The following is a 24159-nucleotide window of genomic DNA, read 5'->3' on the forward strand; positions in this document are numbered from 1 at the left end:
TTCCCCGAGATTCCAGTTCTGGCTGGTTGTTTAGCGTAAGCTGCACTGGTCCACGCAGCCATCCGCTTCGCTCGATGATCGGGAACGTCTACTTTCGTGATCGCTTGTCTGTGACAGTCCTACTTGCTCTCCAGCACGCCATTTGCCACAGGCCCTTCCAGAAAACATCAATGGCCGATCGAATGCAGGCCCGATCGACCATTGCGGCACAGCCCCGTCATGGTTCCAAAGTCACCACGGCCCGCCGGTAGCTGGTCAGGGGCGGCGATCCCGAATCCGTGACCTCCAAAATAATGTGATAGGCGGTGTCCTTGGGCACAGGGACGTTCGTGTTCGTCATCCGGTACATCGGCAGGGTGAAACTCACCTCCGTGCTGTCCGCGCCGGTAATCTCAAGGGGCGGCACCATGACGCCGGGCGCCTGGCTTGGCTCTGCATATTGCCACCAGCGATAGGTCAGCTTGTCGCCATCCCGATCATGCGTGCCGGCGGCGGAGAGGCGCACGGTTGCGCCGACCTTCGCCGACAAGGTGACGGGCGCCTTTCCGGCGACCCCGTTCAACACCAGCTCGGGATGGTGATTGGCGCGGCGCACGTCGGGCGAAAGAGTCCAGGCCATCCGTCCGGCAAAATCGTTCTGAAAAGCCCCGCGCCAACGAAACACCGTCGCCTGATTGCTGACCCAGACCTTGCCATTTGCGTCCACAAACCTGTCAGATGCGTCGGCCCGGTGGCCGGCACCTTCGTAGATCGGCAGATAGCGCCCTCCCCAGCCACCCCATTCGGGACGCTCGGGATTATTCAGGCCATTGGGAATCAAGCCCAGAAAGGACGGTGTGTCTCCTTCCATGATGAACTCATGCGGGGGATATAAGGCACCCAGCGGCCCGCGCCTGATATTGGCCTCCAGCCACTCATTGGTGACCATGTCCGCATTCGGCCATTTGTCGTCACGGCGGAAAAGGTCACCGGCAATGCCGATCCATGCGGCGAGGCCATATTGGCCCCAACCGTGGACGCTGGCGATCCAGAACAGGTCCGGAAAGGTCCGTCGCGCCCAAGCGCCGGTATCGTCCTGATCCGAGATGGAATAGACCCGAAGCTTGGCAACGAAGGCCTTCACCTGTTCAGGTGTGCGCGTTTCGCGAACCGTCCACAGGGCTTGCGCAAGATCCGCGCTGCCGCCCCACACGGGGATGTAAACCGGTCGGTCATCGGGGCGATCGACCACTTCGATGATCCGGCGCGAGGCCTCGGTATCCTTGCCCTCGCCCACCGCAGCCATGCCATAGACCGGCGCCCCGCTGACGATCGCGGCCATCAGCGTGCTGGCATCCGGATAGCCCTGAGCATGTTTCTGGAGATTGGGAAGCACCTTCCCATAGGCTTCCACCCGCTCGCGCATGAGCTGTGGCTGGACCTTCGTGCGCTGCCAGGTGGAGGTCGTCGCAACCAAGCCTTCGATGTCGAACTCGTTCGCATAAAGCAGCAAGCGGACAAGCGACTCAGAATCGTCGGGTTCATTCCCGATGTCGGACAAGATCAGGACACGCGACTTCGTCGTCTGCGAAGGTTCGGCAGCGGTCGCCGGAACCGAAACTGCCAGTGCCGCAGCGGCGGCCAGCACCATGCTAAATCGAGTGACCATCAGTTCTCCTACCTCAAATATCGATGCCTCGTCCGCCATGATCGCGCCATGGCGGACGGGCGGCCCGGCGGATCAGAAGCGCGTACGAATGCCGGGCTGAACCAGCCTTCCGAGCGTATTCCCGTTACCATAGCCATTGCCAGTGGTCAGGTATGGAGAACCCTGATCGGACACATTATCCAGGTTCGAAGTGAGTTGCGTCTCTTAATGAAGGAGAGGCCCTTCAAATCCCCAGCAAAGTAAAGATCGACGATATCGTAGGATTCCGCACGGGATGCAGCGCATTGTATGGAATCGGAAATGACGGGGGGCAATAGGCGCAGTTGAGACACTTGAATTGCAGCCGAACGCTCGCGCGCTTCTCACAATTCAAGAGATTTCCTTTAACGATCAGAGCTTCTTCTGATTTGGGTCAACCTTAGGCTCGCCCTTCAGCATCGGATCCCAATGCTCCGCGATCTTGCCGTTTTCGATCCGGAACATGTCGAACCAGGTTGTGTAATAGGTCTGCCCGTTCGCGTCCTTCTCGGGGCGCACAAATGCAATGACGACCTTGTCCCGCTCCGCCGTGATGTCGACCATGGGGAGGCTCAATTTTGCCTCCACAGGCCGCTGCGGGCGCGAGGACCGGACATAATCCATCACGCCGGCCAAACCCTGGGCGGCATTGGGATTATGCTGGATGTAATCCTTCGCGATGAACTCGTGCGCGCGATCAACCTGACCAGCCACGAGCACGATCCGATACATGTCGTACACCAGCCGCTTGTTCCGCGCGAGCTTGGGGTCCTTGCTGGCGAGCAAGGCAGCGTGATCCGTAGGAACGGACGGCGCTGCCGCCGGCGCTTCATGCGATGAGGGCGGGGCCACAGCCGGCGTCGAGTCCGGGGCCATGGCAAGAGCGGTAGCAAGCAGGATCGATATCATGGGAGAAGCCTAGCATGACAGAGGCGGAAAAAGGTAGGACTTTTAAGCGCCGCCAATTCCTCTCGTTTAGAGATCGGATGGCGAGGCAACGCTCTGTTATGAAAAGACAATAATCTGCGCCAGCGGCGAACGATTTCTACCATCTTTGAGCGAAAGCGGCTTTGCGCGTGGAACGCCGACCATAAAATCAGAGTATTGATCAACTGTTTCGCCCTCGCTCCCGATGTCCGTCACGCGCCGCCTTGAGAATTCGCGCGACTGCTCAGTCACGCAAGGCAGCCGCGACGGTTGCCAGTTCGGCGTGGTCGCTGCCGGTGTCGAGCCGGGTCTGATCGTCGTAGATCATGGTCGCAGGTCGGTCTCGATTTGCAGCCGCCCAGCGCGGCAAACCCGGTCCGTTGGGGTCACCGGTCCCGGCAAATCGGGTCCAGGCGCCGGCCATGATATTGGACAGCTTCAGCGCGGCCGCGTCCCCTCCGGTCATCGTGGCGCAGCGTTCGGCATTGGCGAACGCGTAGGGAATATCCGCACAATGGAATGCGCGTGGCCGGCCATCCAGCACCGGCGCAGGGCGTGCGAACTGGTACAGCCATGCGCCTGCTCCGCCGATGGCGGCCTTGCGACGGGCAAATTCCATCGCGCTGAGGCGCAGCGGCGCGGTCGCGATGCGTGACCATAGATCGCAGGGCAAAGCATGCGGCGTGCGACCTTTGAAGGCCTCGATAATGCCGTCCGCACGATCGCCGAACAGGCCGGTGACCCGTTCCCGCAATTGCGCTGGCGATAAAGCCTCGAACGCCGGGTCGTTGATGCCGGTTGCGAATTCGTTGAGCGTGGTGCCGACGATCAGCGGCACATGCGCGGAATTCGCCAGTGCGCCATCGGAGAGCACGCCGCCGGGAAGAGTGGCCCCGCCGATAACCGGCCCAAATGAGAAGCGCGGCAAATTTCGCGGATCGATGGGGCTTCCCGCAAGCTTGGGATTGAGCCGCCGCGCTGCCGCATTCGATGCCGCAAGCAATTGCGGATAGGGCACATCCTGCACGGCGCGCGCCGACGTCCTCGCAATGCCCAGTTCAGCGAGCGTTGCGGCGGCCAGGCTCGCAGCCTCGTCTACCGTCACGCCGGTGGGGACATAGCCGCTCTGAACGATCGCCCGATGGAACAGCCCGCGCGCCTGGGGCATGGCCATCAGCGCCGCAACCTTGCGTCCGCCGCCGGACTGGCCGAACAGCGTGACGCGCGCCGGATCGCCGCCGAACGCTGCGATATTGTCGCGCACCCATTGCAGCGCGGCTACGATGTCGAGCAGACCGACATTGCCGGAGTCCGCGAAGGCGGAATCGAACGTCGACAGATCGAGAAACCCGAGCGCGTTGAGCCGATGGTTCAACGTGACCACCACCACGTCGTGCAGGTCGGCCAGATTATGGCCGTCGAAGGCGGGCAGGTCATGGCCCGATCCGGCGATGAACGCGCCGCCGTGCAGCCAGACCATCACGGGTCGGGGGCGACCGGCATCGCCGCGCGTCCAGATATTGAGCCGCAAGCAGTCTTCGCGCTCGTAGCTGTCATTCCATTGAAAAATGAACGCTTCTTCGTCATTGGCCCGCCCCGATCCGCGATCTTGTGGACAGACCGGTCCGAAGCTCAGCGCGCTGCGCACACCCGACCATGGACGGGGCGGACGTGGCGGCAGGAAGCGATTTGGCCCGGCCGTGTCATCCGCATAAGGAATGCCCTTGAAGGTCAGGACGTCGCCTTGCCGATAGCCGGCCAACGTCCCCGATTGCGTTTCCACGCGTGCCGTATCCCGGCCTGCGGATACCGCCTGCCCGCCAGTGCGCGAGGGAGCAACAGCGGCGGCTGCCATGCGAGGGGTCTGGGTGCTGGCAGCGACGATCGCGGCGCCGCCCGTTAATATCGCTCTCCGACCGACTTTCACCCTGCCGCCTCCACCCTATTTCATCTTATGGTTCTCGCGGCGGGGCAGAGATCGCATCGCAACCACAGCCCCGCCGCCGATCATCAGAACGAACGCTTCACCGTGAGGCGCCACTGCCGCGGCGCGGCCGGGAAGCCATTCACCGTGCCATTGGTCGCACGGTTATCCAGATAAGCGTAGTAATAAAGCTTGTTCGTCAGGTTCATGACGTTCGCAATCACCTGCCAATCGCCGCCCGGAGCATCCCAGGTCAGGCCTGCATTGAGCAGCGTGTAGGCCGGCACCTTGTTGAACGTCGTGTTGGGGATCGACGTCTGGAAGCTGGACTGGAACGTCATGTCCAGCCGTGGCGTCAGAGTGCCGAAACTGGCCGTATCGATGCGATACTGGGCGCTCGCGCTGCCCTTCCAGTCGGAGATCAGCGGGAACTTGGAGTCCAGCGTGGTGCCGGCGCTGATCGCCGTCGCCTGCAGCGACTTGAAGCCGATGTTGATGTAGCCGACCGCCGCTTGCAGCGTGAGATTGCTGGTCGGGCGAGCGGTCAGTTCCAGTTCACCGCCCTTGGTCACCGCCTTGCCGACGTTCAGCAGCGCGCTGCACGGCTGTGCATAGCTTGCCAGAGGCACATCCGGATAAGCCGGGTTGGCCGGGCACGCGCTGACCGGGAGCTGGAGATCGGTGTAGTTGCCATAGAAGAAGCTGCCGTTGACGCGCAGCTTGCGGTCGAACAGGTCGCTCTTGAAGCCAACCTCATAGGAGGTCAGCTTTTCGGGCGCGAACGGGATGACCTGGTAGATATTGTACGGCCGCGGGTTGATGCCGCCGCCCTTGAAGCCGGTCGCGACCGACGCGTAGGTCATGATCGTGGGGGTCCACTGGTACTGCGCTGCAATGCGATAATCGACATTGTCGCCCTTGAAGGTGCCCGAGGCGCCATTCACCGGGCAGACCGCCACATTGACGATCGTCCCGCCCGCTTCGGGGCAGGGCAGATAGGGCGGGCCATCGGGATGGCCGCCGAGCTGCGTGCCCGGCACGCCGAGGCGGCCGAACTTGAAGGTCTTTTCCTGCTTCGAGTAGCGCAGCCCGCCGATCAGCTGCAGCTTGTCGGTCACGCTCCAGTCGACGTTGCCGAACACGGCATAGGTCTTCGCGGGCACGCGATCCCGCCCGATGAAGTCGAAGGGCGGGATGTCGATGCGCGAATCCAGCGCAGTAAACTCATCCATGAAGAAGCCGCCGAGCGTCAGATTAACCGCATCCTGCATCAGGCTGGCATTCACGCGCAGCTCCTGCGTCACCTCGCGATAGGTCAGCGCATTGAAGCTCTGCGCCAGCGGGACAGGCGTCGCATCATTATCCTGCGAGAACTCCATCTTCTGCTTGCGATAGGCTGTGATCGACTTGAACGAGACATTGTCGGCAAGCTTGTAGTCGATCGTCAGGGAGACGCCGCCGCCCTTGGTCGCCGAGCTTGAATCCAGGCAATAGGCGCCGGAGCGGCTGCTCGGGGTCGGGTCGCAATAGGTCGCGTAGTTGGTATAGGGGCTCGTGCTGAAGCTGTCGCCAGCGAACGCGCCGAACGGGGAATAGCTGATGAACTGCGACGCGCCGGTCGCGGTGCCGACGCTGACGCCATTGATGCTATTCTTGGGCGTCAGGCTGTCATTGCGGGCATAAAGCAACGTCTGCGGCGTGCCTTCCGACTTGTCGCTGACATAGTCCGCAGCGAGGTTGACCTCGAGCGCATCAGTGGGCACCCAGCGCAGCTGGACGCGCCCGGCTGCCACGGCCTTCCCGCCTTCAGTGCCGAGCTTGCAGTTCGCATCACGCGCGAAGGACGGAACCTGCGTACCCGGATGCGTGCAGGCATAATCGTACCGCGTGACATAGCCATCCTTGTGGTCGGTCACGCCGGTGATCCGCATGAACAGGCGATCGGGCACCAGCGTCATGTCCGCTGCCGCATTCACGCGCACATTATTGTAGCTTCCGTAAGAGAGCGAGATGAACCCGCTGCCATTGCCGGTCGGCTTCTTGGAATACAGCTTCACCGAGCCGCCGATCGAGTTCTGCCCGGCCAACGTGCCCTGCGGACCGCGCAGGACCTCGATGCGATCGAGGTCGACCAGATCGAAGTTGGCGCCAGCGATGGTGCCGTAATAGACGTCGTCGATATAGGTGCCGACGCCGGGCGACACGGCGGGATTGAAGTCCACCTGACCCACGCCGCGAATGAAGGACTGAACCGACGGACCGGCGCCAGCGGGAGCCGGCTGAAGCACGACGTTAGGGGCCTGGGCTGCGATATCGCTGACGGTGGTCAGCCCCTGCGCGGCGATCGTCTCAGCCGACAAGGCCGTGATCGCGAGCGGTGTTTTCTGGGCGCTCTGGCCACGGAACTGCGCGGTCACGACGATTTCGCTGATGCCGTCCTCGGTCTGCGCGGTCGGTTCCGCCTGATTGACGGGTGCCGTCGACGGAGCCGCCTCCTGCGCAAAGGCGGGTGCCGCACAAGCGATTGCCATCGCGCCGACCGCGACGGAGTTGCGCAACCAGGTCGCGCCGTTGATTTGCCAGATGCTCATGGTCTTCATTCTTTCCCTCCTAAAAGCACCGCTCTCGACGAGCGGGCCGAACCATTGAATTTCAATCGATTGCAAAACTGAACGAAAAAGAAGGCGCGCGGGGCGCCCGGAATTACTGCTTTGGTTTCAGGTCTTTGCTAGCACCAGTTGCGTGGCTGGCACCCATGTGCCATGCACCTGCGCGCGCAAGGGCAGCGGCACATGCACCTTGGCAACCGGCCCCGCCCCGACCGCGCCAGCATTGATGACCCAAAGCTGCGAGGCGAAGGCCTGATCGCCGACCTGGCGATCGACCACAGCAAGCAACCACCCGTCATGCCCCGGCGCGGCCGAGGGCACATGAACGGGCTCGCTGATTGCGTGACCGGGCGGCAGTGCGAGCGCGTCGAGCCCGCAATGCGCCACATCGATGCGGATAAGCATGTTGAAGGTCATGCCGACCGGGCCGCCGGGCAGCGGAGGCGGCCCATTCGGATTGACCGTCAGATACCAGCCGAAGCTGTACGGCAGGCCGGTATCGGCATCGCGAATGCGCGGCATGTCGCCCGGGGGGCCGAGCGGCCGCACCTCGTAGGAAGAGCCATCCTTGGTGAGGTCGAACGTCCAGCGTTCGAAGGCACCGCGGATCTCCTGCTGACCGCGCTGGATTCCGCCCGCTTCGCGCATGAACGGAAATGCGTTCGTGTCGGATACGAAGATATCGAGATGAACCCGATCGCCTTCATCGAAGGCGTTCATGATATGAAAAGCGGACGCGCCAGCCGCGCCTTCGAACCAGCGCATCGCAGTGACATCGCCATCGCGCGGCATGATTCCAACGCGGCAGGTCAGGTCCTGCTCATGGGCCCATTTCGGCCCGCCGGCGCGCAGCCGCTCAAGATCGGTGGTGGTCGGAAAAATCGGGAAAATCGCGCGGCTCTTCGTGATCGCAAAGTCATGGATCATGCCGCCATAGGGCTGGTCGAACCACTGCTCGCGAACGAGGTTGCCGTCGCGATCCGCAATCCCATAGGCGATCGCCCGCGAACATTCGCCATCGGCCTCATAGCCGAAGAAAAACAATTCGCCGGTCTCGGGATCGATCCGCGAATGGGCCGTCATCGTCTCCGATTTGAGGGCGCCGCCGAAATCCCAGGCACCGAGCGTGTCCAGGGTAGTCGGATCCACGCGATAGGCGCGGCCATCCTCCTTCGTCATGAACAGCCGACCTGCATGCCAAAGCGGCGTCGTGTTCGCGACCGTGCGATCAACGCCCGCAACGCTGGGGTCATCGGTAAAGGGATTGCGATACTGGCCGAACAGCGCGCGCCGGGCTTCGCGCTCGGCCGCATAACGCGCGGTTTCGACATAGCGAATGTCATAATCCACAGCGCCATGGTCGAACTTGAAACGCGCGATCATCCCGTCTCCCGACAGGATATGATCGTCATCGAACATCGGCGGGTGGGCCGGATCCGGCACGGCGCGAAAGAAGGCGCCTTCGATCTCGGACGGGATCTCGCCTTCCACCAGCAGGTTGCGGACAGACGCTTCGGTGCGAACAGGCGTATTAAGGCCCGTGAAATGAATGGTCTGAGGAAAAGCGGTCATGACAGGACTCCGGCAGAGCTAATCCGCCGCAGTTGGTCCGCATCTAGCGAATCGCCGATTATCTGACCGCCCGCCATCCCAAGCCCCTCACATCTATCTCTTTTCAGCATCTTAAGATGCTTCAGCCCTATAAATATTCACCGTCCGGCCGATCGTCTGGCCATGACGCGCCGGCGCCGATACCAACATCGCGCGGAAGGGGCCACAAAAAAACAGACAATTTGAGGAAAACCACACAGAATGCTCATGGCATATACTGCGCAATAGCGAGTGCTACGGGGCAGGGCGCTTTATGATTGGCAGAGCCCGGTAGCCCGCGTCGCAGGTCAGGTGCTGCGGATCAGGCCTTCCATGGCAGCGGATGCTTCCTCGGCTGCGCCCGCGGCGACGGCATCAAACAGCGCCCAATGTTCGCGCACGGTTTCGCGCGGCGTGCTGCTGCCGCCCTGAAATTCCGTGTACCACAGCACAAAAGTGCCAAGGCTGTTGCCCAGATTGACCAGCGGGGGATTGGCCGTCGCCTGCAACAGCACCTCATAGAACAGGCGGTTCGCCGCCTGTCCCTTTTCGCTGGTCAGGCCAAAACGTTCCATATCCTGCAAAGCCTCGCGCATTCTCGCGATCTGCTGGAGCGTGCGCCGCTGCGCCGCAAGGCTCGCAATTGCGGGCTCAATGATCAGCCGCATCTCGACCAATCCCTCGAGCACGGATGTGGAGGCGCCGCCCTCGAACATCCACTCCATCACATCCGGGTCAAGCAACGCCCAGCGCGTGATGGGCATGACAACGGTGCCGGTGCGCTGGCGGGACTCCACCAGGCCCTTGGCGGCAAGCACACGGATCGCCTCACGGTAGGCACTGCGGGAAACGCTCAGCTCATCGCTGGCATTGAGCTCGGTCGCGAGGATATCGCCGGGATGATGCTTGCCCGTTACGATCGCCACGCCGAGATCGTGCGCGATCCGACGGTGCAGGCTCGTTTTCTGCCGCTTCAGCTGCACCGGCCGGCGGCTCGCCTTGTTCGTTGCGGATTTTGTCATTGCCCACCCATGGTTGCGCCGAGTTTTGCAGCGTCAGCTAGCCGGATTGCGGCCTGAAAGCCAGCATGGCGCATACAAGCTGTCAGATTATGCAGCGAATTTATGCCTTTGCCGCTCGTGCAGAGAGCGCTGGCGCGACGAACTCTCAGCCGATTTGCGATGGCGCGGCGGGGCGGGAACCGGGCGTCCCCGCGTTCGTGACGCTCTAAGAAGATCGGAATACGGGGCGCTCAATAGCCGTTTTCCGATGTGCGCGGCTGTCCATGCAGGAAAGGGGTACGAAATTGGAGCCATCATGCCATCAGCAAGACCGCCAATCTTGCCAATGATCTGTTTTTTTGCGACCAAGCTCCGCCTCACCGGTCCTCGACTGGTGTTTATGGTCTGACAATTCTGCGGTACCCATGTTTCTGCATCCCCATCGTCAGCCTGCGAGAGCCTTCGGGCGATAGAGAGGAAGTCTATATGAGTAATGAGTCATTTTCGCGCCGCAGCTTGTTGTCTGCCGGCATCGGCGCTGCTGGTGTCGCCACTGCACTCCCGGCCATGGCCGCTGCCCAAACGAGCGCAGCGGCCGCGCGGCAGCAGCAGATCTCCGACATGACCGGAAAGGCGCTGACGCCGCCGAGCTTCGAATTCGCATTCGAAATCAAGATCGAGCTGGGCAAGCGCCTGCGTTACGGCCCGACCTTCTGGGGCATGGATCGGGGCTATGTTGGTGTTCTCGGCGGCACCGTGAAAGGCCCCAAGCTGAACGGCAAGATCATCCCGCACAGCGGTGGCGATTGGCCGACGGTGAAACCGGACGACACGGTGCGGTTCGACGCCCGCTACCTGATCGAGGCCGATGACGGCACCATTATCGAGCTGCACAACACCGGCGTTCGCTATGGCAGCAAAGAGGTGCTGGAACGGATGCGCAAATATGAGCCGGTCGATCCTTCCGAATATTATATGGGCCTCACCCCGCGCTTCGATGCGCCGGTTGGCCCGCACGACTGGCTGAGCCGCACGATTTTCGTCGGCAAGGCAGACCGCCGGGAGTCTCAATCCATCTTCACTTACTGGGCGATGGTGTAACAAGTCCGGCTGCCCCGGGGGCTGTGTGCTCGGCTGATGCCGTCGCGCCCCCCGGGGGACGGCCATTCTTAGCCATCACGCCAGATGGTCGGGATGCTCGGGATTGATCTCCTTCCAGGTGAAACCGGGATAAAAAAATAGCGGCTCCTCGTCACATACGAGAAGCCGCTATAACAGCCATCAGCGCTGACTGATGATCAGTCCCGCCTAGGGAATATCATGTCGCGCCAGCGTCCACTTGCTGTCGCTGCAAAGCGTACAATCCGCGCCCCGGAACACCTGGGCCGCCTTCTTGTCGCCCTTTAATTGCCATTGCAGCCAAGCGCCGGTCACCCGGCTATATTCGTCTTCATGCTGCGGGGCCCAATATTGCGCGGTATGTCCCACGCCCGTGCGATAGGCCCACACCGCCGGTACCGAGCGCAACAGGCTGAAATCATCCTTGCTGTTCGCATGGGCGCCATCGGACGGATCGCCGCTGAAATAGGCGATGGGCACTTTGACTCGCGCCAGATCGGCTTTGGTCACGCGCGCACCCGGCAGACCGCCCGGACCGGTGGACCAAACCCCGCTGTTGAGGATGACCGCTGTCGTCACCCGAGGATCGGCCACTGTCACTGCCAGCGCCTGCAGCCCGCCACAGGAATGGCCCATCACCGCAACATGGCGCGTGTCGACCCGCTTGAAATAGGCACTGCCGCGACGCTGGCTCTCCGCCGCGGCCCAATCGATCGCCCTGCTCAGTTCCACGGATTCGGAAGGGCCAGGCGCGTTGAAATCGATCGGGCCCGTCGGCATGTAGGGCTCGGCATCATGATCCGTCTCGTATCGCGCATCGCCGATCTGCCCGACCGCAATCACCAAAAAGCCCCGCGATGCGATATCCGTCAGGAACCTGCGGTAGCGGTTGCCCACCGCCGCGCAGCCGCCATTCCCCCAGGCGACGATCGGCATACGGCCTTTGACGCCCTCAGGACGGTAAATGACGTGGTTGGGCAAGCTCGACACCGTCTCCATCGTCACCGTGAACGGCCCGGTACGCGGCAAAAGTCTGACCGATTCAACAGGTGCCGTCGGAGTCGGAGTTGGAGCCGCCAAAAGTGAAGCCGGCCAGCTAAGGCCGGCCACGACTATTGCGATGATGGCATACTCCTCAACGCGGGTACCGATCGATTTCAGACCCGTCTCAAGCGACAGTCTCCTAAACATCTGATGCAGTCCTTATGGAGGATTTGGCCGCCTGCCAGCTATTCGATCCACTGGCATGCGGGAGTTCGTTGGAACCCATTTTCTGCAATTGCAAGGTGAAAGCAAGGCGGGCGTCGTGATTGCACCGCTACCAAAATTCAGCAGCGCATAAACTTTGAAGATACTGCGCCCTCAGACGCCTGAGAAATCGAGCGTCTGGGCAGTGGTTACGCTACACAATCGTTTAAGTTCAGATCAGGAAAAATCGCCTGACACAGCGTCCTGTTGCGAAAGGACGCTGCCATTTCGACCCTGTTATCTGAGCGATAGATCAATCGTGCGTGGTAGCCTGTCCTATCTGCGCCAACGCCGCGGCGCGCTTGCGCTCGCTCCCCGGGCACAGCAGCGCATCGCCGATCAGCAGCAGGGTGGGATCGTCGCGCCCGATGGTGCGCACGAGAAACGCCAGCGCATCGAGCCGGCCGCGCAGCAGGCGCTCATCCGGGCGGGAGACATTGACGGCGACCATGACCGGTGTCTCCGGGGGCAGTCCGGCGGCAATCAGGTTGCGGGCAATTTCCGGCGCGGCGTCGCGGCCCATATAGATGGCGAGCGTCGCTTCGCCGGCAGCGAGGCGTGACCAATCCACATTGAGCGGCTCAGCTCCCCGCGCATGGGCGGTGAGAAAGGTGAGTTGCCGTGCCGCCCCGCGCAGCGTAAGCGAGACGAGGCCGCTGGCGGCCGCGGCGCTGGCCGCCGTGATGCCGGGGCAGATGTAGACAGGGATGCCATGCGCGGCACAGGCCGTCAGCTCCTCGGTCGAGCGGCCGAAGATCGAGGGATCGCCACCCTTCAGGCGCACCACTCGCCGTCCGGCCAGCGCCGCCGCGACGATCAGCTGGTCGATCGTCGCCTGATCCTTGCTGTGGCGGCCCGAGCGCTTGCCGACGCTGACATGCTCGGCCTGCGGGGCAAGATCGAGAATGTCTCGCCCGGCCAGCGCATCGTAGAACACCACATCGGCCTGTTCGAGCAGGCGCAGGGCCTTGCGGGTGAGCAGATCGGGATCGCCCGGCCCGGCACCGACGAGCCAGATAGTGCCGGGTGCAAATGCTTCAGCCATGAACGGCCTCCTTCGTTTCGGCAGCGATGAGCTGCGCAATGGCGGGGCGGCAGGAGCCGCAATTGGTGCCGGCGCCGAGCGCCGCGCCAATGGCGGCGACATCGACGCCATCCTGCCCACGAATGGCCGCGACGATGGCGTGGAGGCCTACGCCGAAACAGGCGCAGATGATCGGGCCGGGATCGACCTGAGCGCCCGGCGCGCGACCGGCGAGCACCTGCGGCCCCTGCGGCTGGGCAAGCTGGCCGATGAGCCAATCGCGCGCCGGCAGATCGCCGCTGCGAGTGACGAACAACACGGCGGCGAGGCGCCCGTCCTGCAGGATCGCGGTGCGCCGCGTGCCGCGTGAGGAATCGCTCGCCTCGATGCGCTGACCGCGCGGCAGGGCTGCATCCAGCACGGCGGGATCGCCCTCCCCGGCCAGCTCATAGAGCGCGCCATTGGGCACGGCGATGCGCGTCGCCCAGAGGCAATCCGGTGCCTTGGGGGCGCCCAGTGCCGAGCCGTGGAGGATGAGGAAGCCTCGCCAGTCGACCGCGACCGGCTCGATGCGAGCGGGCGTCATCTTGAAGCCGGGCTGACCACTGTGCGGATCGACCAGCGGACGCGCAAGGAAGCCGGTGCGCCCGCCGGTGGACTGGCAATCGGTCCAGTGGATCGGCGTGAACACCTCGCCCCGGCGCTGGCCAGGCATATGTGCGACGCGGAACAGGCTCTCTCCCTGCGGCGTGATGACGCGGGCCAGCGCGCGATCCTCTAGCCCCAACCGCGCGGCATCGGCGGGATGCACCTCAACTTGCGGCTCCTCGCGATGGCGGGCGAGTTTGGGGCTGAGGCCCGTGCGCGTCATCGTGTGCCACTGGTCCCTATAGCGCCCGGTATTGAGCGTCATCGGCCAGTCGCGCAACTGCGCCTCGGCCTCGCGCTGGACGACCGGCACCAGCCGCGCCTTGCCGTCCGGCGTGGAGAAGCGCCCATCGGCAAAGGGCGTGCCGCCCCACTGGAAAGGCTCGAGCGCGTCGTAATCCGCATTGCCCAGCGCCACCTTGTCCCGCAGATCGAGCAGGCGGCCGCCCTCATTGCAATAGGTGGTCAAGCGGGCATGCTCGCGCCAGATTTCCGCCGGATGCGCATAGCCAAAGGCCGTGCGCCAGCCCATGCGGCGGCCGACTTCCTTGATGATCCACCAGTCCGGCTTCGCCTCGCCGGGCAGCGGCAGCACGGCGCGCTGGCGGCTGACGCGGCGCTCGCTGTTGGTGACGGTGCCATCCTTCTCGCCCCAGGCGGCGGCCGGCAGGCGGACATGGGCAAAGCGGGCGGTGTCGGTATCGGCCATCACCTCCGAGACGACGACGAACGGGCAAGTCTCCAGCGCCTCGCGCACGCGGGCGGCATCCGGCAGCGAGACGGCGGGATTGGTCGCCATCACCCACAGTGCCTTGATGCGCCCTTCCGCAATGGCGCGGAACATGTCCACTGCCTTGAGGCCCGGCTTGGTCGCCATGCGCTCGGCGGCCCAGAAGCGTCCGACCTCGGCCACGTCCTCCTCGCCAAAACCGCGATGCGCGGCCAGCGTCGTCGCCAGCCCGCCCACCTCGCGCCCGCCCATGGCATTGGGCTGGCCGGTGATCGAGAAGGGGGCCGCGCCCGGCTTGCCGATGCGGCCGGTGGCGAGATGGACATTGACGATCGCATTCACCTGATCGGTGCCGCGGATCGACTGGTTGATGCCCTGGCTGAACAGGGTGACGGTGCGCGGCGTGGCCGCAAAAAGGTCGTAGAAGCGCTGGAGATCGGCAGGGGGAAGGTCGCAGGTCTTTGCGATGCTCCACAAATCATGGTCGCGCTCAAGCGCTTCCCAGAAAGCCTCCGGCGCGGCGACGTGATCGGCGAGAAACGTTGCATCCACCAGCCCTTCGCGACGGCAGTGCGCGAGCAGCCCGTTCATCAGCGCCACATCCGTGCCCGGCTTGAGCGCAAGATGCAGGTCGGCATCCTCGCACGTCTCGGTGCGGCGCGGATCGATGACGATGATTTTCGTGCCGCGCTCGGCCCTCGCAGCCATGATCCGCTGATAGACGATGGGGTGGCACCATGCGGTATTCGAGCCGACGAGCACAATCAGGTCGGCCGCATCGAGATCGTCATAGCTGGCGGGCACGATATCCTCGCCGAACGCGCGCTGATGGCCCGCCACCGCGCTGGACATGCACAGGCGCGAATTGGTGTCGATGTTCGCCGAGCCAATGAACCCCTTCATCAGTTTGTTGGCGACGTAATAATCCTCGGTCAGTAACTGGCCCGATACGTAGAAGGCGACGCTGTCCGGCCCGTGGCGCGCTATCGTTTCGCGGAAGCGGCGGGCCACGAGATCGAGCGCTTTGTCCCAGCCGGCCTGCTTGTTGCCGATCATCGGGTGGAGCAGACGGCCCTCCAGCCCGACCGTCTCGCCCAGATGCGTGCCCTTGGAACACAGCCGCCCGCGATTGGCCGGGTGATCGGGATCGCCCTTGATCGCCATGCTGCGCGGGCCGGTGGGCGTCGCGAGAATGCCGCAGCCGACGCCGCAATACGCGCAGGTGGTGGGGATGTTAGCCCTCTCCCCTTCAGGGGAGAGGGTTGGGAGAGGGGAACTGGGATTGGCGGGGGTCAACGACGCAATCCCCCTCTCCCCGGCCCTCTCCCCGGAAGGGGAGAGGGAGAAGCAGTCGCCCCCATCACGCCGCCGCCTGCAGCGTGCCGGTGCGGCAGATCAGCACCCGACCACCATCGACCTTCACCGGGATCGTCGGCGTGCAGCCCTTGTCCTCACCCTGCGCCTCTCCGGTCGCCAGCGCGATGTTCCAGTTGTGCAGCGGGCAGGCGACGCTGTGGCCATGGACGATGCCCTGGCTCAGCGGGCCGCCCTTGTGCGGGCAGCGGTTGCGCAGGGCAAAGACCTTGTCGTCCCCGGTGCGGAACACGGCGATCTCCCCGGCGCCATCCACGGTGACGGTGCGGCTGCCGCGCACGGGAATCTCGTTCACCCAGCCGATGTCGAGCCAATCGCCGATCATGCCATTTCCTCCGCTTTGACGGGTTTGAACTGCGCCATATGTGCGTGCTGCTCGCGCTCGCCGCCTTCCGCGCGCGCCGCCCAGGGATCGTCCTGACTGAAGCTCTGCGAATAAAGGAAGCGGGCGCACAGGGCCTCGCGCCCCACTTCGTCTTCGACGATGCGCTGCTTCACATAATCGATGCCGACCCGCTCGACCCAAGGCGCGGTGCGCTCCAGATAGCGGGCTTCCTCGCGGTAGAGCTGGATGTAGGCCGCGCAATAATCGAGCACCTGCTGCTCGGTGGAGACGCGGCAGAGTAGGTCCGTGGCGCGGACATGGATTCCGCCATTGCCTGCGACATGCAGCTCATAGCCCGAGTCCACGCAGACCACGCCAAAGTCCTTGATGGTCGCCTCCGCGCAATTGCGGGGGCAACCGGAGACGGCGATCTTGAACTTGTGGGGCATCCACGAGCCCCAGCTCATCTTCTCCAGCCGCACGCCAAGCCCGGTGGAATCCTGCGTGCCGAAGCGGCACCACTCGCTGCCCACGCAAGTCTTCACCGTGCGCAGCGCCTTGCCATAGGCATGGCCCGAGACCATGCCGGCGGCATTGAGATCGGCCCAGACGGCGGGCAGATCCTCCTTCTTGATGCCGAAGATGTCGAGCCGCTGGCCGCCGGTGACCTTGACCATCGGCGCCTCATATTTCTCGACCACATCGGCGATGGCGCGCAGCTCGCGCGGATTGGTGAGGCCGCCCCACATGCGCGGCACGACGGAATAGGTGCCGTCCTTCTGGATGTTGGCATGGAGGCGCTCGTTGACGAAGCGGCTCTGCTGGTCGTCCACATAGTCACCCGGCAGGGCGCAGAGCAGATAATAATTGAGCGCGGGACGGCAGGAGGCGCAGCCATCCGGCGTGGCCCAGTGCAGTTTCTGCATCACCTCGGGGATCGACCGCATGCCTTGCGCGAGGATCTCGCGGCGCACATCGTCATGGGTGAAGCTGGTGCATTTGCACATCGTCTTTGGGCCGGACTGGACATCATCGCCCAGCGTGATCGCCAGCAATGTCTCGACGAGGCCCGTGCAGGAGCCGCAGCTGGCCGAGGCTTTGCAGGTCGCGCGCACTGCATCCAGGCTGTGCGCGCCCTTGGCGATGCAGGAGACGACCTGCCCCTTGGAGACGCCGTTGCAGCCGCAAATCTCGGCATCGTCCGAGAGCGCCGCAACGGCCGCCTTAGGGTCCGCCTGCCCACCCCCGGAGGCGAAGGCCTGTCCGAAGATCAGCAGATCGCGCAGGTTCGCGATGCTCTCCCCCTTCTTGAGAAGATCGAAATACCAGCTGCCATCCGCCGTATCGCCATAAAGCACCGCGCCGACGATACGGTCATCCTGCAGCACGAGGCGCTTGTAGACGCCCCGGCTGGCATCGCGCAGCACGATGTCCTCGCAGCCCGCGCCGGCGCCGGAGAAATCGCCCGCCGAGAACACATCGATGCCCGAGACCTTGAGCTTGGTGGAGGTGACCGAGCCGCGATAGGGGTTCGCCTTTCCGGTGAGGCCGTCCGCCAGGCTGCGGCACATGTCCCACAAGGGCGCGACGAGGCCGTAGACCTGCCCGTCATGCTCGACGCATTCGCCGACGGCCAGAATCGCGGGGTCGGAGGTGACCATATGATCGTCGACCTTGATGCCGCGACCGACCTCCAGACCGGCCTCGCGCGCCAGCGCCACCGACGGGCGGATGCCGACGGCTATGACGACGAGGCTCGCGGGGATCTCGCGGCCATCTTTCAGGCGCACGCCCTCGACCTTGCCCTGCCCAAAGATTTCAGCGGTATCGGCACCGGTGAGGATGGTCTGCCCGCGCGCCTCCAGCGCCGTCTTGAGCAGCCAGCCCGCCGCCTCATCAAGCTGGCGCTCCATGAGCGTGCTGGGCAGGTGCAGCACCGTGACCTTCATGCCGCGCAGGGAGAGCCCATGCGCCGCCTCCAGCCCGAGCAGGCCGCCACCGATGACGATTGCCTCGCCGCCGGCATCGGCCGCAGCAACCATCGTGTCGACATCCTTCATGTCGCGGAAGCTGATGACGCCGGGCAAGTCATACCCGGGTACGGGGATGATGAACGGGTCCGATCCGGTGGCGATGAGCAGGCGGTCATAAGCGACGACCCGGCCCGAGCGGCTGGTGACGGTGCGCGCGGCACGATCAATGGCGATGACCGGATCGCTCACGATCAGATCGATGCCGTTCTCCCGATACCAGTCGGCCGTATTGATGACGATCTCGTCAAAGCTCTTCTCACCGGCGAGCACCGGGGAGAGCATGATGCGGTTATAGTTCACATGCGGCTCGGCGCCGAAGATGGTGACGCGGTAGCGCCCGGCATCGCGCGCCAGCAGCTCCTCGACGGCGCGGCAACCGGCCATGCCATTGCCGATCACCACCAGATGTTCGCGCGGCGCAGCGCTGCCGCCCGATGCCCCTTCCGATGGTCCCACCTCCGGTGCTGCCCCTCCGCCCCGATAATCCTGGAAGTCCATGTGCCTTGCTCCAAAACGAAAAAAAGCCGCCATCCGGGCTCCGGTGTTTGAACCGAAGCCTGGATGGCGGCTTTGCCATCACATCGCGCCTTGACGGCCCATCCGCGGGCCAGTCTCAGCTATGAAATCCGTCGGGCGTCCTTGCCCTTCGCACTGCAACATGACGCGATTCGCGAAACCGCGCAAGCGATTCCGGCGCGTCATCGTCACAGCGCCCAATCCAGTTGCAGCCACAGCTTGCTGGTGTCGGTCCCGAAGCTGTCCGCCGCATAGCGTGCAAAACGCGCAGATACCGTGGCCTTATCACGCTTCACACTGGCGAGGAAATTGATCTCGTCGCCATAATGACGCGCCAGCCGGTCACTCTCGAATCGGTGATAGATGGCCTGCACCGTCACGCCCCGCCGGCCGTAGCTCGCGCCCGCGTAGAGATCGCGCAGGCCATCGGGCGGGGTGGTGAGGAACTTGTCCGCCCAGCCCTGAAACTTGAAATTGGTGCCGAGCGGCGTCTGGACGCTGGTGAACGCGGCGCCGCCGGACGCGCCGAGCACTTCATAGCCGGCATTGAGCTTGAGGGCGGCCACATCCAGCGTCACGTCCGCCAACCAATAGTCCGCCGCATAATCATTGGGATTGCGGCGATAATCGCTCTGCCGCGCGTAGCTGAACGCATAGCCGAGCCTTGTTGAAGCCGAGAGCTTGCGCGCCCCCGCGAGCCGGACGCCATAGGTCTGGCTCGACAGCCGATAGCCCTGCACCGCCGCCTCGTCCTGATCGATCAGATAGGCAAAGCCGGTAACGGTGCCGAGCGGCGTTTTGGCCGAGACGTTGGTCAGCACGCTATCGCCGTCGATGCTGCGCGGCCGGGCACCGGCGCCATCCACACCCCAGATGGTGCGTACCTGCCAGACAAAGGCGACATCCGCGCGAACGCCCGGAAGTCCGGTCCATTCCCCGCGCACGGCATCGAAGCTCTGGCCGTTCTGCCGGAAGCCGACCGCGCCGACGAAGCGCTCGTCATCCATCGTGATGCGCTGCCGCCCGGCGGTGAGCGCAAAAGACGGCGTGCGATAGGCAATCTGCGCGCGGGACAGCGCCACATTTTGCGGGTCGGCGATGAGCGGGCGGTTGGCCGCGCCACCCAACCCGTCAAAGGCATCCCCTGCGAGGCGGAGCGTGCCCTGCCCTTCCACCAGCGCGGAGAGCGGGCCAAAGCTGGCTTGCGCGCCGGCGCGGAGCCGGGCCGTTGCCGCATCGGCTTGCGGCTGGGCCAGCCCGTCCTGATCGACGCTCTCATAGCGCAGGCGCAGTTCGGCGAGCGGCTTGACCGTCAGATCCTGGGCGCAAGCCGGCCCGGCGGCGACCAGCAGGGCCGCCGTGATAGAAAAGTATTTCATGATTTTCCCCCTGATGAGACGGGCGGAGCCACCAGCCCCGCCCCATCGTCACGTCATCAGATGCGGGCGCCGGTGGTCCAGGTCGCGCGCCACTTGCTCTTGACCGCCAGCATCCCCGCGAGCGCCAGAACCGCGAGACCGGCGAAGATCAGGAAGCCCGAAGAGAAGCTGCCGGTGAGTTGCTTGGCAAAGCCGAGCGAGGAGGCGAGGTAGAAGCCGCCCACGCCGCCAGCCATGCCGACCAGCCCGGTCATGATGCCGATTTCCGCCTGGAAGCGCTGCGGCACGAGCTGGAACACCGCACCATTGCCGGTCCCCAGCGCCAGCATGGCCAGCACGAAAAGACCGAGAGCGGCGGGGAGCGTGGTCGCCATGCTCACCCCCGCAAGGGCCAGCGCGGCGACGAGGAACACCAGCACAAGCGTGTTGATGCCGCCGACCCGATCCGCCAGCGCCCCGCCCATTGGCCGCACCAGTGATCCGGCGAACACGCAGGCCGCCGTGCAATAACCGGCCATGATCGGGCTGAGCAGGAACTGGTCGGTAAAGTAGATGCTGAGCGAGGCCGACAGGCCCGAGAAACCGCCGAACGTGACCGCATAAAAGCCCATCAGCCACCAGGCGTCCGCCGTTTGGAGCGGTTTGAAATATTCGAGGACCTTCTTGGGCGCGGGCTGATTCGGCGCGTCCTTGGCCATCACCATGTAGATCACGAAGACGATCGCGAGCGGAATGCAGGCGAGGCCCAGCACCGCGTTCCAGCCAAAGAGCTTGGCCAGCGTCGGCGCGAACAGCGCGGCGAGGACCGTGCCGGAATTGCCCATGCCGGCAAGACCCATCGCCTTGCCCTGATGCTCGGGCGGATACCAGCGGCTGGCCAGCGGCAGCGCGATGGCAAAGCTGGCGCCCGCAAAGCCGAGGATCACACCCAGCGCCAGCGTGCCGCCGAAGCTGTCCACGCCCATCATCCAAGCCGTCAGCAGTCCGACGATGACGATGACCTGGCTGATCGCGCCGGAGAGCTTGGGACCGATCCGGTCCACCAGCAGCCCGTTCACGACGCGCAGGATGGCGCCCATCAGCGTGGGCGTTGCGACCATCAGCCCCTTCTGCGCAGCCGACAGGCCCAGCGTAGCGGAGATGTCCGGCGCGAGCGGGCCGAGCATCACCCAGACCATGAAGGCGAGATCGAAATAGAGAAACGAGGCGATCAGCGTCTGCTTGTGGCCCACGCGCCAGAAATTGCTTTTCTCGGATGATGCCGGTGTGGCGCTCATGCCCTGTACGTCACGGATTATCGTTGCCATGTCACGTCCCCTTAGTGACGAAGCCCCTTGATGGGCGGTGAAACGAAAAAAGCCGCTCGGCAGACGATGCGCACAAAAATGCACATGTCTGGCCAGCGGCTTTGCTGCAAAATTTGGGAGGACGCGGCCCGCTCCCTCAACGGAGCGCCTGTCCAAGCGGTCACGCCTCGTCGCGTAACGGAGATACTATCTCGCGATTCGGCTCATGTTGCAAGGCACAATTTTGGATGGGGTCGGGGCGCTTCTTGTTGGGCATTTTGCGCGGGAGGCGGGAGGCATGTTGGAGGAATTTCGGGCGGCGGTGCGCTCTCGGCGTGGCCAGGCTGAGGCGGGTAATGCGAGACGGTGCGGGAAGCCAACATCTTACGCCATATCTTCGTCATTCCCGCGAACGCGGGAATCCAGTCAGTCGAGCGGCGCAAAACCAAGGCTGACTGCAAGGTCCTGCCAATCGGGATTGGCTTGCTCGATCAGATCAAGTTTCCAGGCTCTGCGCCACTTCTTGATCTGCTTTTCGCGTAGAATCGCGTGTTCCATCGTCGCGTGCTGCTCGAACCAGACCAGCAGCTTGACTCCATGTTCCGCCGTAAAGCCACCGAAGGTTTCAGTACGGTGCTGAGCCACGCGCTGCATCAGATTGGAGGTCACGCCCAGATAGAGCGTCCCGTTGCGGCGCGACGCCAGCAGGTAGACATAAGGTTCGATGCTGCGCTTCATCGCTAGCTCGCTGCTGGATTCCCGCGTTCGCGGGAATGACGGGGTGAGCGGAAAAGATGACCGCCGCGAAGTCGCTCGCGTCCGACTTCGATCAAGCCGCCCTCACCCTCGCTCGAACCCCGCCAGATACGCCTCGATCTGATCCGGATCGAACTTGCGGCCATCGAAGAACCGGTCCGGCCCCAGCGTGATCGCGCCGCGCGGGGCGCCGATGGGGAGTGGGCTGGTGAGGGCGCCTTCCACCTTGCTGCTGGCGCCCGGCATCGGCGCGTCGCTGTCGGCCAGCGCGCGGCGGTAGATGTCCGGCCGGAAGACGGACGCGGCCTTGGCGCGGCTCGCCTCCCCGGGCCTCACCATGCGCCAGCGCACGAACTGGGAGTAGATCCACAGCGCCTGGCTCTGCCAGGGAAAGGGCGTCGCTTCGCGGGCGAAGAGCAGGAAGTCGGGCAGGTCTACAGGCGGCTCGCCCTGCCGCGCGACGATGCGCCCGGCCAGCCCACGCTCCACCAGCGCGATTGGCTGATCGAGATAGGCCGGCCCGGCGAGCAGGAAGGCCAGTTCCGCGCGATTGGCGGGATCGTCGCACCAGAGCGCTGCCTTGGCCATGGCGCGCAGCAGCGCATCGACTGCATCCGGATTGGCCTCCATCCAGTCGGTGCGGAAGGTGAGCACTTTTTCGACGCCGCGCTGCCAGAGACGCTCGCTCGCGGCGACGGCTTCGGCAAGCCCGGCTTCTATGGCCGCACTGCCCCAGGGCTCGCCGGCCGTGAAGCCATCGATCTCGCCGGCGCGCATCGCCTCGACCATCAGGGAAGGTGGCAGGACGCGCATCACCACGTCGCGGTCCGGGTCGATCCCGGCACTGGCGAGGAAGTAGCGCAGCACGAGCGCATGGCTGGAAAAGCGATGGACGACGCCGATGATCGGCTTGCGATGATGCAGACCGATGGCGGTGGCAAAATCATGCGCGGTAGCCAGCGGATCGTTGAGGCGCGCGGTCGTGTCCGGCTCCAACGCGGCGGAAAAGCCGGGTGCCATGACGATGAGGTTGCCGTTGACGTTGAGCTTATAGGGCGCGGAAAGCGCGCAAGGCTGCTGGCTCAAGCCCAGCGTCACCGCCACCGCGAGCGGGGCCAGCATATGCGCAGCCTGCACCTGGCCGTAGACGAGCCGGTCGCGCAGCGTCGCCCAGCTGGTATCGCGCAGCAGATCGAGCGCGACGCCCTCGGCCTGCGCGAATCCCTTCTCCCGCGCGGCAACAAGAACGGCGGCATCGGTCAGGCCCAAAAAAGCGATGCGGATCGGCGTCACGGCGTGCCTCCCAGCAGGTCATGCGCGGTAATCAGGGCCGCGGCGATATCGACCATCTTCTTCCCCTGGTTCATCGCGCTGGAGCGGAGCAGCGCATAGGCCTCCGGCTCGCCGAGGCCGCGCTGGGCCATGAGGATGGCCTTGGCACGGTCGATCGTCTTGCGGTCGGCCAGCTGCGTGCGGGCATCGTCCAACTCGGCCTGCATGCGGGCGAAGGCATTGAAGCGACGGATCGCCAGATCGAGGATCGGCTTGATCCGCTCCTTGCGCAGCCCGTCGACCACATAGGCAGAGATGCCGGCATCGATCGCCGCCTCGATCATGCTGTCATCCGACTGGTCGACGAACATCGCGATGGGCTTGGCCAGCGCACGGCTGACGGTGAGCATTTCTTCCAGTGTATCGCGGCTGGGGTTGCCGAGGTCCATCAGCACCACGTCCGGCGCCATGCGCTCGAGCCGCGCGACGAAGGCGCCGCGTGGGGGGACGACATGAATGTCGTCATAGCCGGCATCACGCAGCCCTTCCTCAAGGACCGTCGCGCGCGCGCCGCTATCATCGACGATGACGATTCTCATGAGATCTCTTTTCGCACCCGCAGCGCAAGTGCGCCAAGCGCAGGGCTCTAGTCAAACATAAAGCCCGGTGGTGCGGCATGCAATGGCGAGCGGAGAATGGGCCGGGCTCAAGCTCCACTTCGTGATGACGTTA

At 64.2% G+C, this 24159-nt stretch carries 17 protein-coding genes; 1 reads left to right on the forward strand and 16 read right to left on the reverse strand.

Annotated elements, in window-relative coordinates:
• Positions 1 to 217: 217 nt before the first annotated feature.
• The 6 genes from M2334_RS15315 to M2334_RS15340 all read right to left on the reverse strand — a co-directional run bounded on the left by M2334_RS15315 (position 218) and on the right by M2334_RS15340 (position 9738).
• Positions 218 to 1648 (reverse strand): DUF1593 domain-containing protein, encoded by a 1431-nt coding sequence (locus tag M2334_RS15315; protein WP_264595214.1) that lies wholly within the window; start codon positions 1646 to 1648, stop codon positions 218 to 220.
• A 390-nt stretch (positions 1649 to 2038) separates the two neighbouring features.
• Positions 2039 to 2542: an ester cyclase gene (locus M2334_RS15320; protein ID WP_264605872.1), complete on the reverse strand. Its 504-nt coding sequence runs from the start codon at positions 2540 to 2542 to the stop codon at positions 2039 to 2041.
• A 295-nt stretch (positions 2543 to 2837) separates the two neighbouring features.
• Positions 2838 to 4376: a carboxylesterase/lipase family protein gene (locus M2334_RS15325; RefSeq protein ID WP_264605873.1), complete on the reverse strand. Its 1539-nt coding sequence runs from the start codon at positions 4374 to 4376 to the stop codon at positions 2838 to 2840.
• Positions 4377 to 4603: 227 nt separating this feature from the next.
• Positions 4604 to 7117, reverse strand: a complete 2514-nt coding sequence (locus M2334_RS15330) for a TonB-dependent receptor (RefSeq protein ID WP_264605874.1) — start codon at positions 7115 to 7117, stop codon at positions 4604 to 4606.
• A 117-nt stretch (positions 7118 to 7234) separates the two neighbouring features.
• Positions 7235 to 8698 carry a carotenoid oxygenase family protein gene (locus tag M2334_RS15335; protein ID WP_264605875.1) on the reverse strand — a complete coding sequence of 488 codons (1464 nt, stop codon included), beginning with the start codon at positions 8696 to 8698 and terminating at the stop codon, positions 7235 to 7237.
• 326 nt (positions 8699 to 9024) lie between these two features.
• A complete protein-coding gene (locus M2334_RS15340; protein WP_264574328.1) occupies positions 9025 to 9738 on the reverse strand; it encodes a FadR/GntR family transcriptional regulator in 714 nt (237 codons plus the stop codon).
• A gap of 465 nt (positions 9739 to 10203) precedes the next feature.
• On the opposite strand from M2334_RS15340, the gene M2334_RS15345 reads away from it, so the two are divergent.
• Positions 10204 to 10818, forward strand: coding sequence for a DUF3237 family protein (locus tag M2334_RS15345; protein WP_264574327.1), 615 nt, complete (start codon positions 10204 to 10206; stop codon positions 10816 to 10818).
• A gap of 207 nt (positions 10819 to 11025) precedes the next feature.
• Here M2334_RS15345 and M2334_RS15350 read toward each other — a convergent pair whose 3' ends face one another.
• From M2334_RS15350 to M2334_RS15395, 10 genes are all read right to left on the reverse strand, one after another.
• The gene (locus M2334_RS15350; protein ID WP_264605876.1) at positions 11026 to 11865 is read right to left on the reverse strand and encodes a dienelactone hydrolase family protein; all 840 of its coding nucleotides are present in this window, start codon (positions 11863 to 11865) and stop codon (positions 11026 to 11028) included.
• A 472-nt stretch (positions 11866 to 12337) separates the two neighbouring features.
• The gene (cobA, locus tag M2334_RS15355) at positions 12338 to 13129 is read right to left on the reverse strand and encodes a uroporphyrinogen-III C-methyltransferase (RefSeq protein ID WP_264605877.1); all 792 of its coding nucleotides are present in this window, start codon (positions 13127 to 13129) and stop codon (positions 12338 to 12340) included.
• Complete coding sequence (locus M2334_RS15360) at positions 13122 to 15719, reverse strand: nitrate reductase (protein ID WP_264606099.1); 2598 nt, start codon at positions 15717 to 15719, stop codon at positions 13122 to 13124. The genes cobA and M2334_RS15360 overlap by 8 nt, the downstream gene beginning before the upstream one ends.
• Positions 15720 to 15846: 127 nt before the next feature.
• Entirely contained in the window at positions 15847 to 16185 is a 339-nt protein-coding gene (nirD, locus tag M2334_RS15365) for a nitrite reductase small subunit NirD (RefSeq protein WP_264574324.1), read from the reverse strand.
• Positions 16182 to 18716, reverse strand: a complete 2535-nt coding sequence (gene nirB / locus M2334_RS15370; protein WP_264595223.1) for a nitrite reductase large subunit NirB — start codon at positions 18714 to 18716, stop codon at positions 16182 to 16184. The genes nirD and nirB overlap by 4 nt, the downstream gene beginning before the upstream one ends.
• Before the next feature lie 206 nt (positions 18717 to 18922).
• The gene (locus tag M2334_RS15375) at positions 18923 to 20113 is read right to left on the reverse strand and encodes an alginate export family protein (protein WP_264595224.1); all 1191 of its coding nucleotides are present in this window, start codon (positions 20111 to 20113) and stop codon (positions 18923 to 18925) included.
• Between the two features lie 56 nt (positions 20114 to 20169).
• On the reverse strand, positions 20170 to 21420 hold the full coding sequence (locus M2334_RS15380; protein WP_264595225.1) for a nitrate/nitrite transporter: 1251 nt from the start codon (positions 21418 to 21420) through the stop codon (positions 20170 to 20172).
• Positions 21421 to 21825: 405 nt separating this feature from the next.
• Positions 21826 to 22137, reverse strand: a complete 312-nt coding sequence (locus tag M2334_RS15385; protein WP_264605878.1) for a GIY-YIG nuclease family protein — start codon at positions 22135 to 22137, stop codon at positions 21826 to 21828.
• Between the two features lie 102 nt (positions 22138 to 22239).
• The gene (locus M2334_RS15390; RefSeq protein ID WP_264605879.1) at positions 22240 to 23448 is read right to left on the reverse strand and encodes a CmpA/NrtA family ABC transporter substrate-binding protein; all 1209 of its coding nucleotides are present in this window, start codon (positions 23446 to 23448) and stop codon (positions 22240 to 22242) included.
• Entirely contained in the window at positions 23445 to 24026 is a 582-nt protein-coding gene (locus M2334_RS15395) for an ANTAR domain-containing response regulator (RefSeq protein ID WP_264574319.1), read from the reverse strand. Before M2334_RS15395 ends, M2334_RS15390 begins: the two co-directional genes overlap by 4 nt.
• Positions 24027 to 24159: the final 133 nt, after the last annotated feature.

It is taken from the genome of Sphingobium sp. B11D3D (genome assembly GCF_025961755.1).
GTDB lineage: Bacteria > Pseudomonadota > Alphaproteobacteria > Sphingomonadales > Sphingomonadaceae > Sphingobium.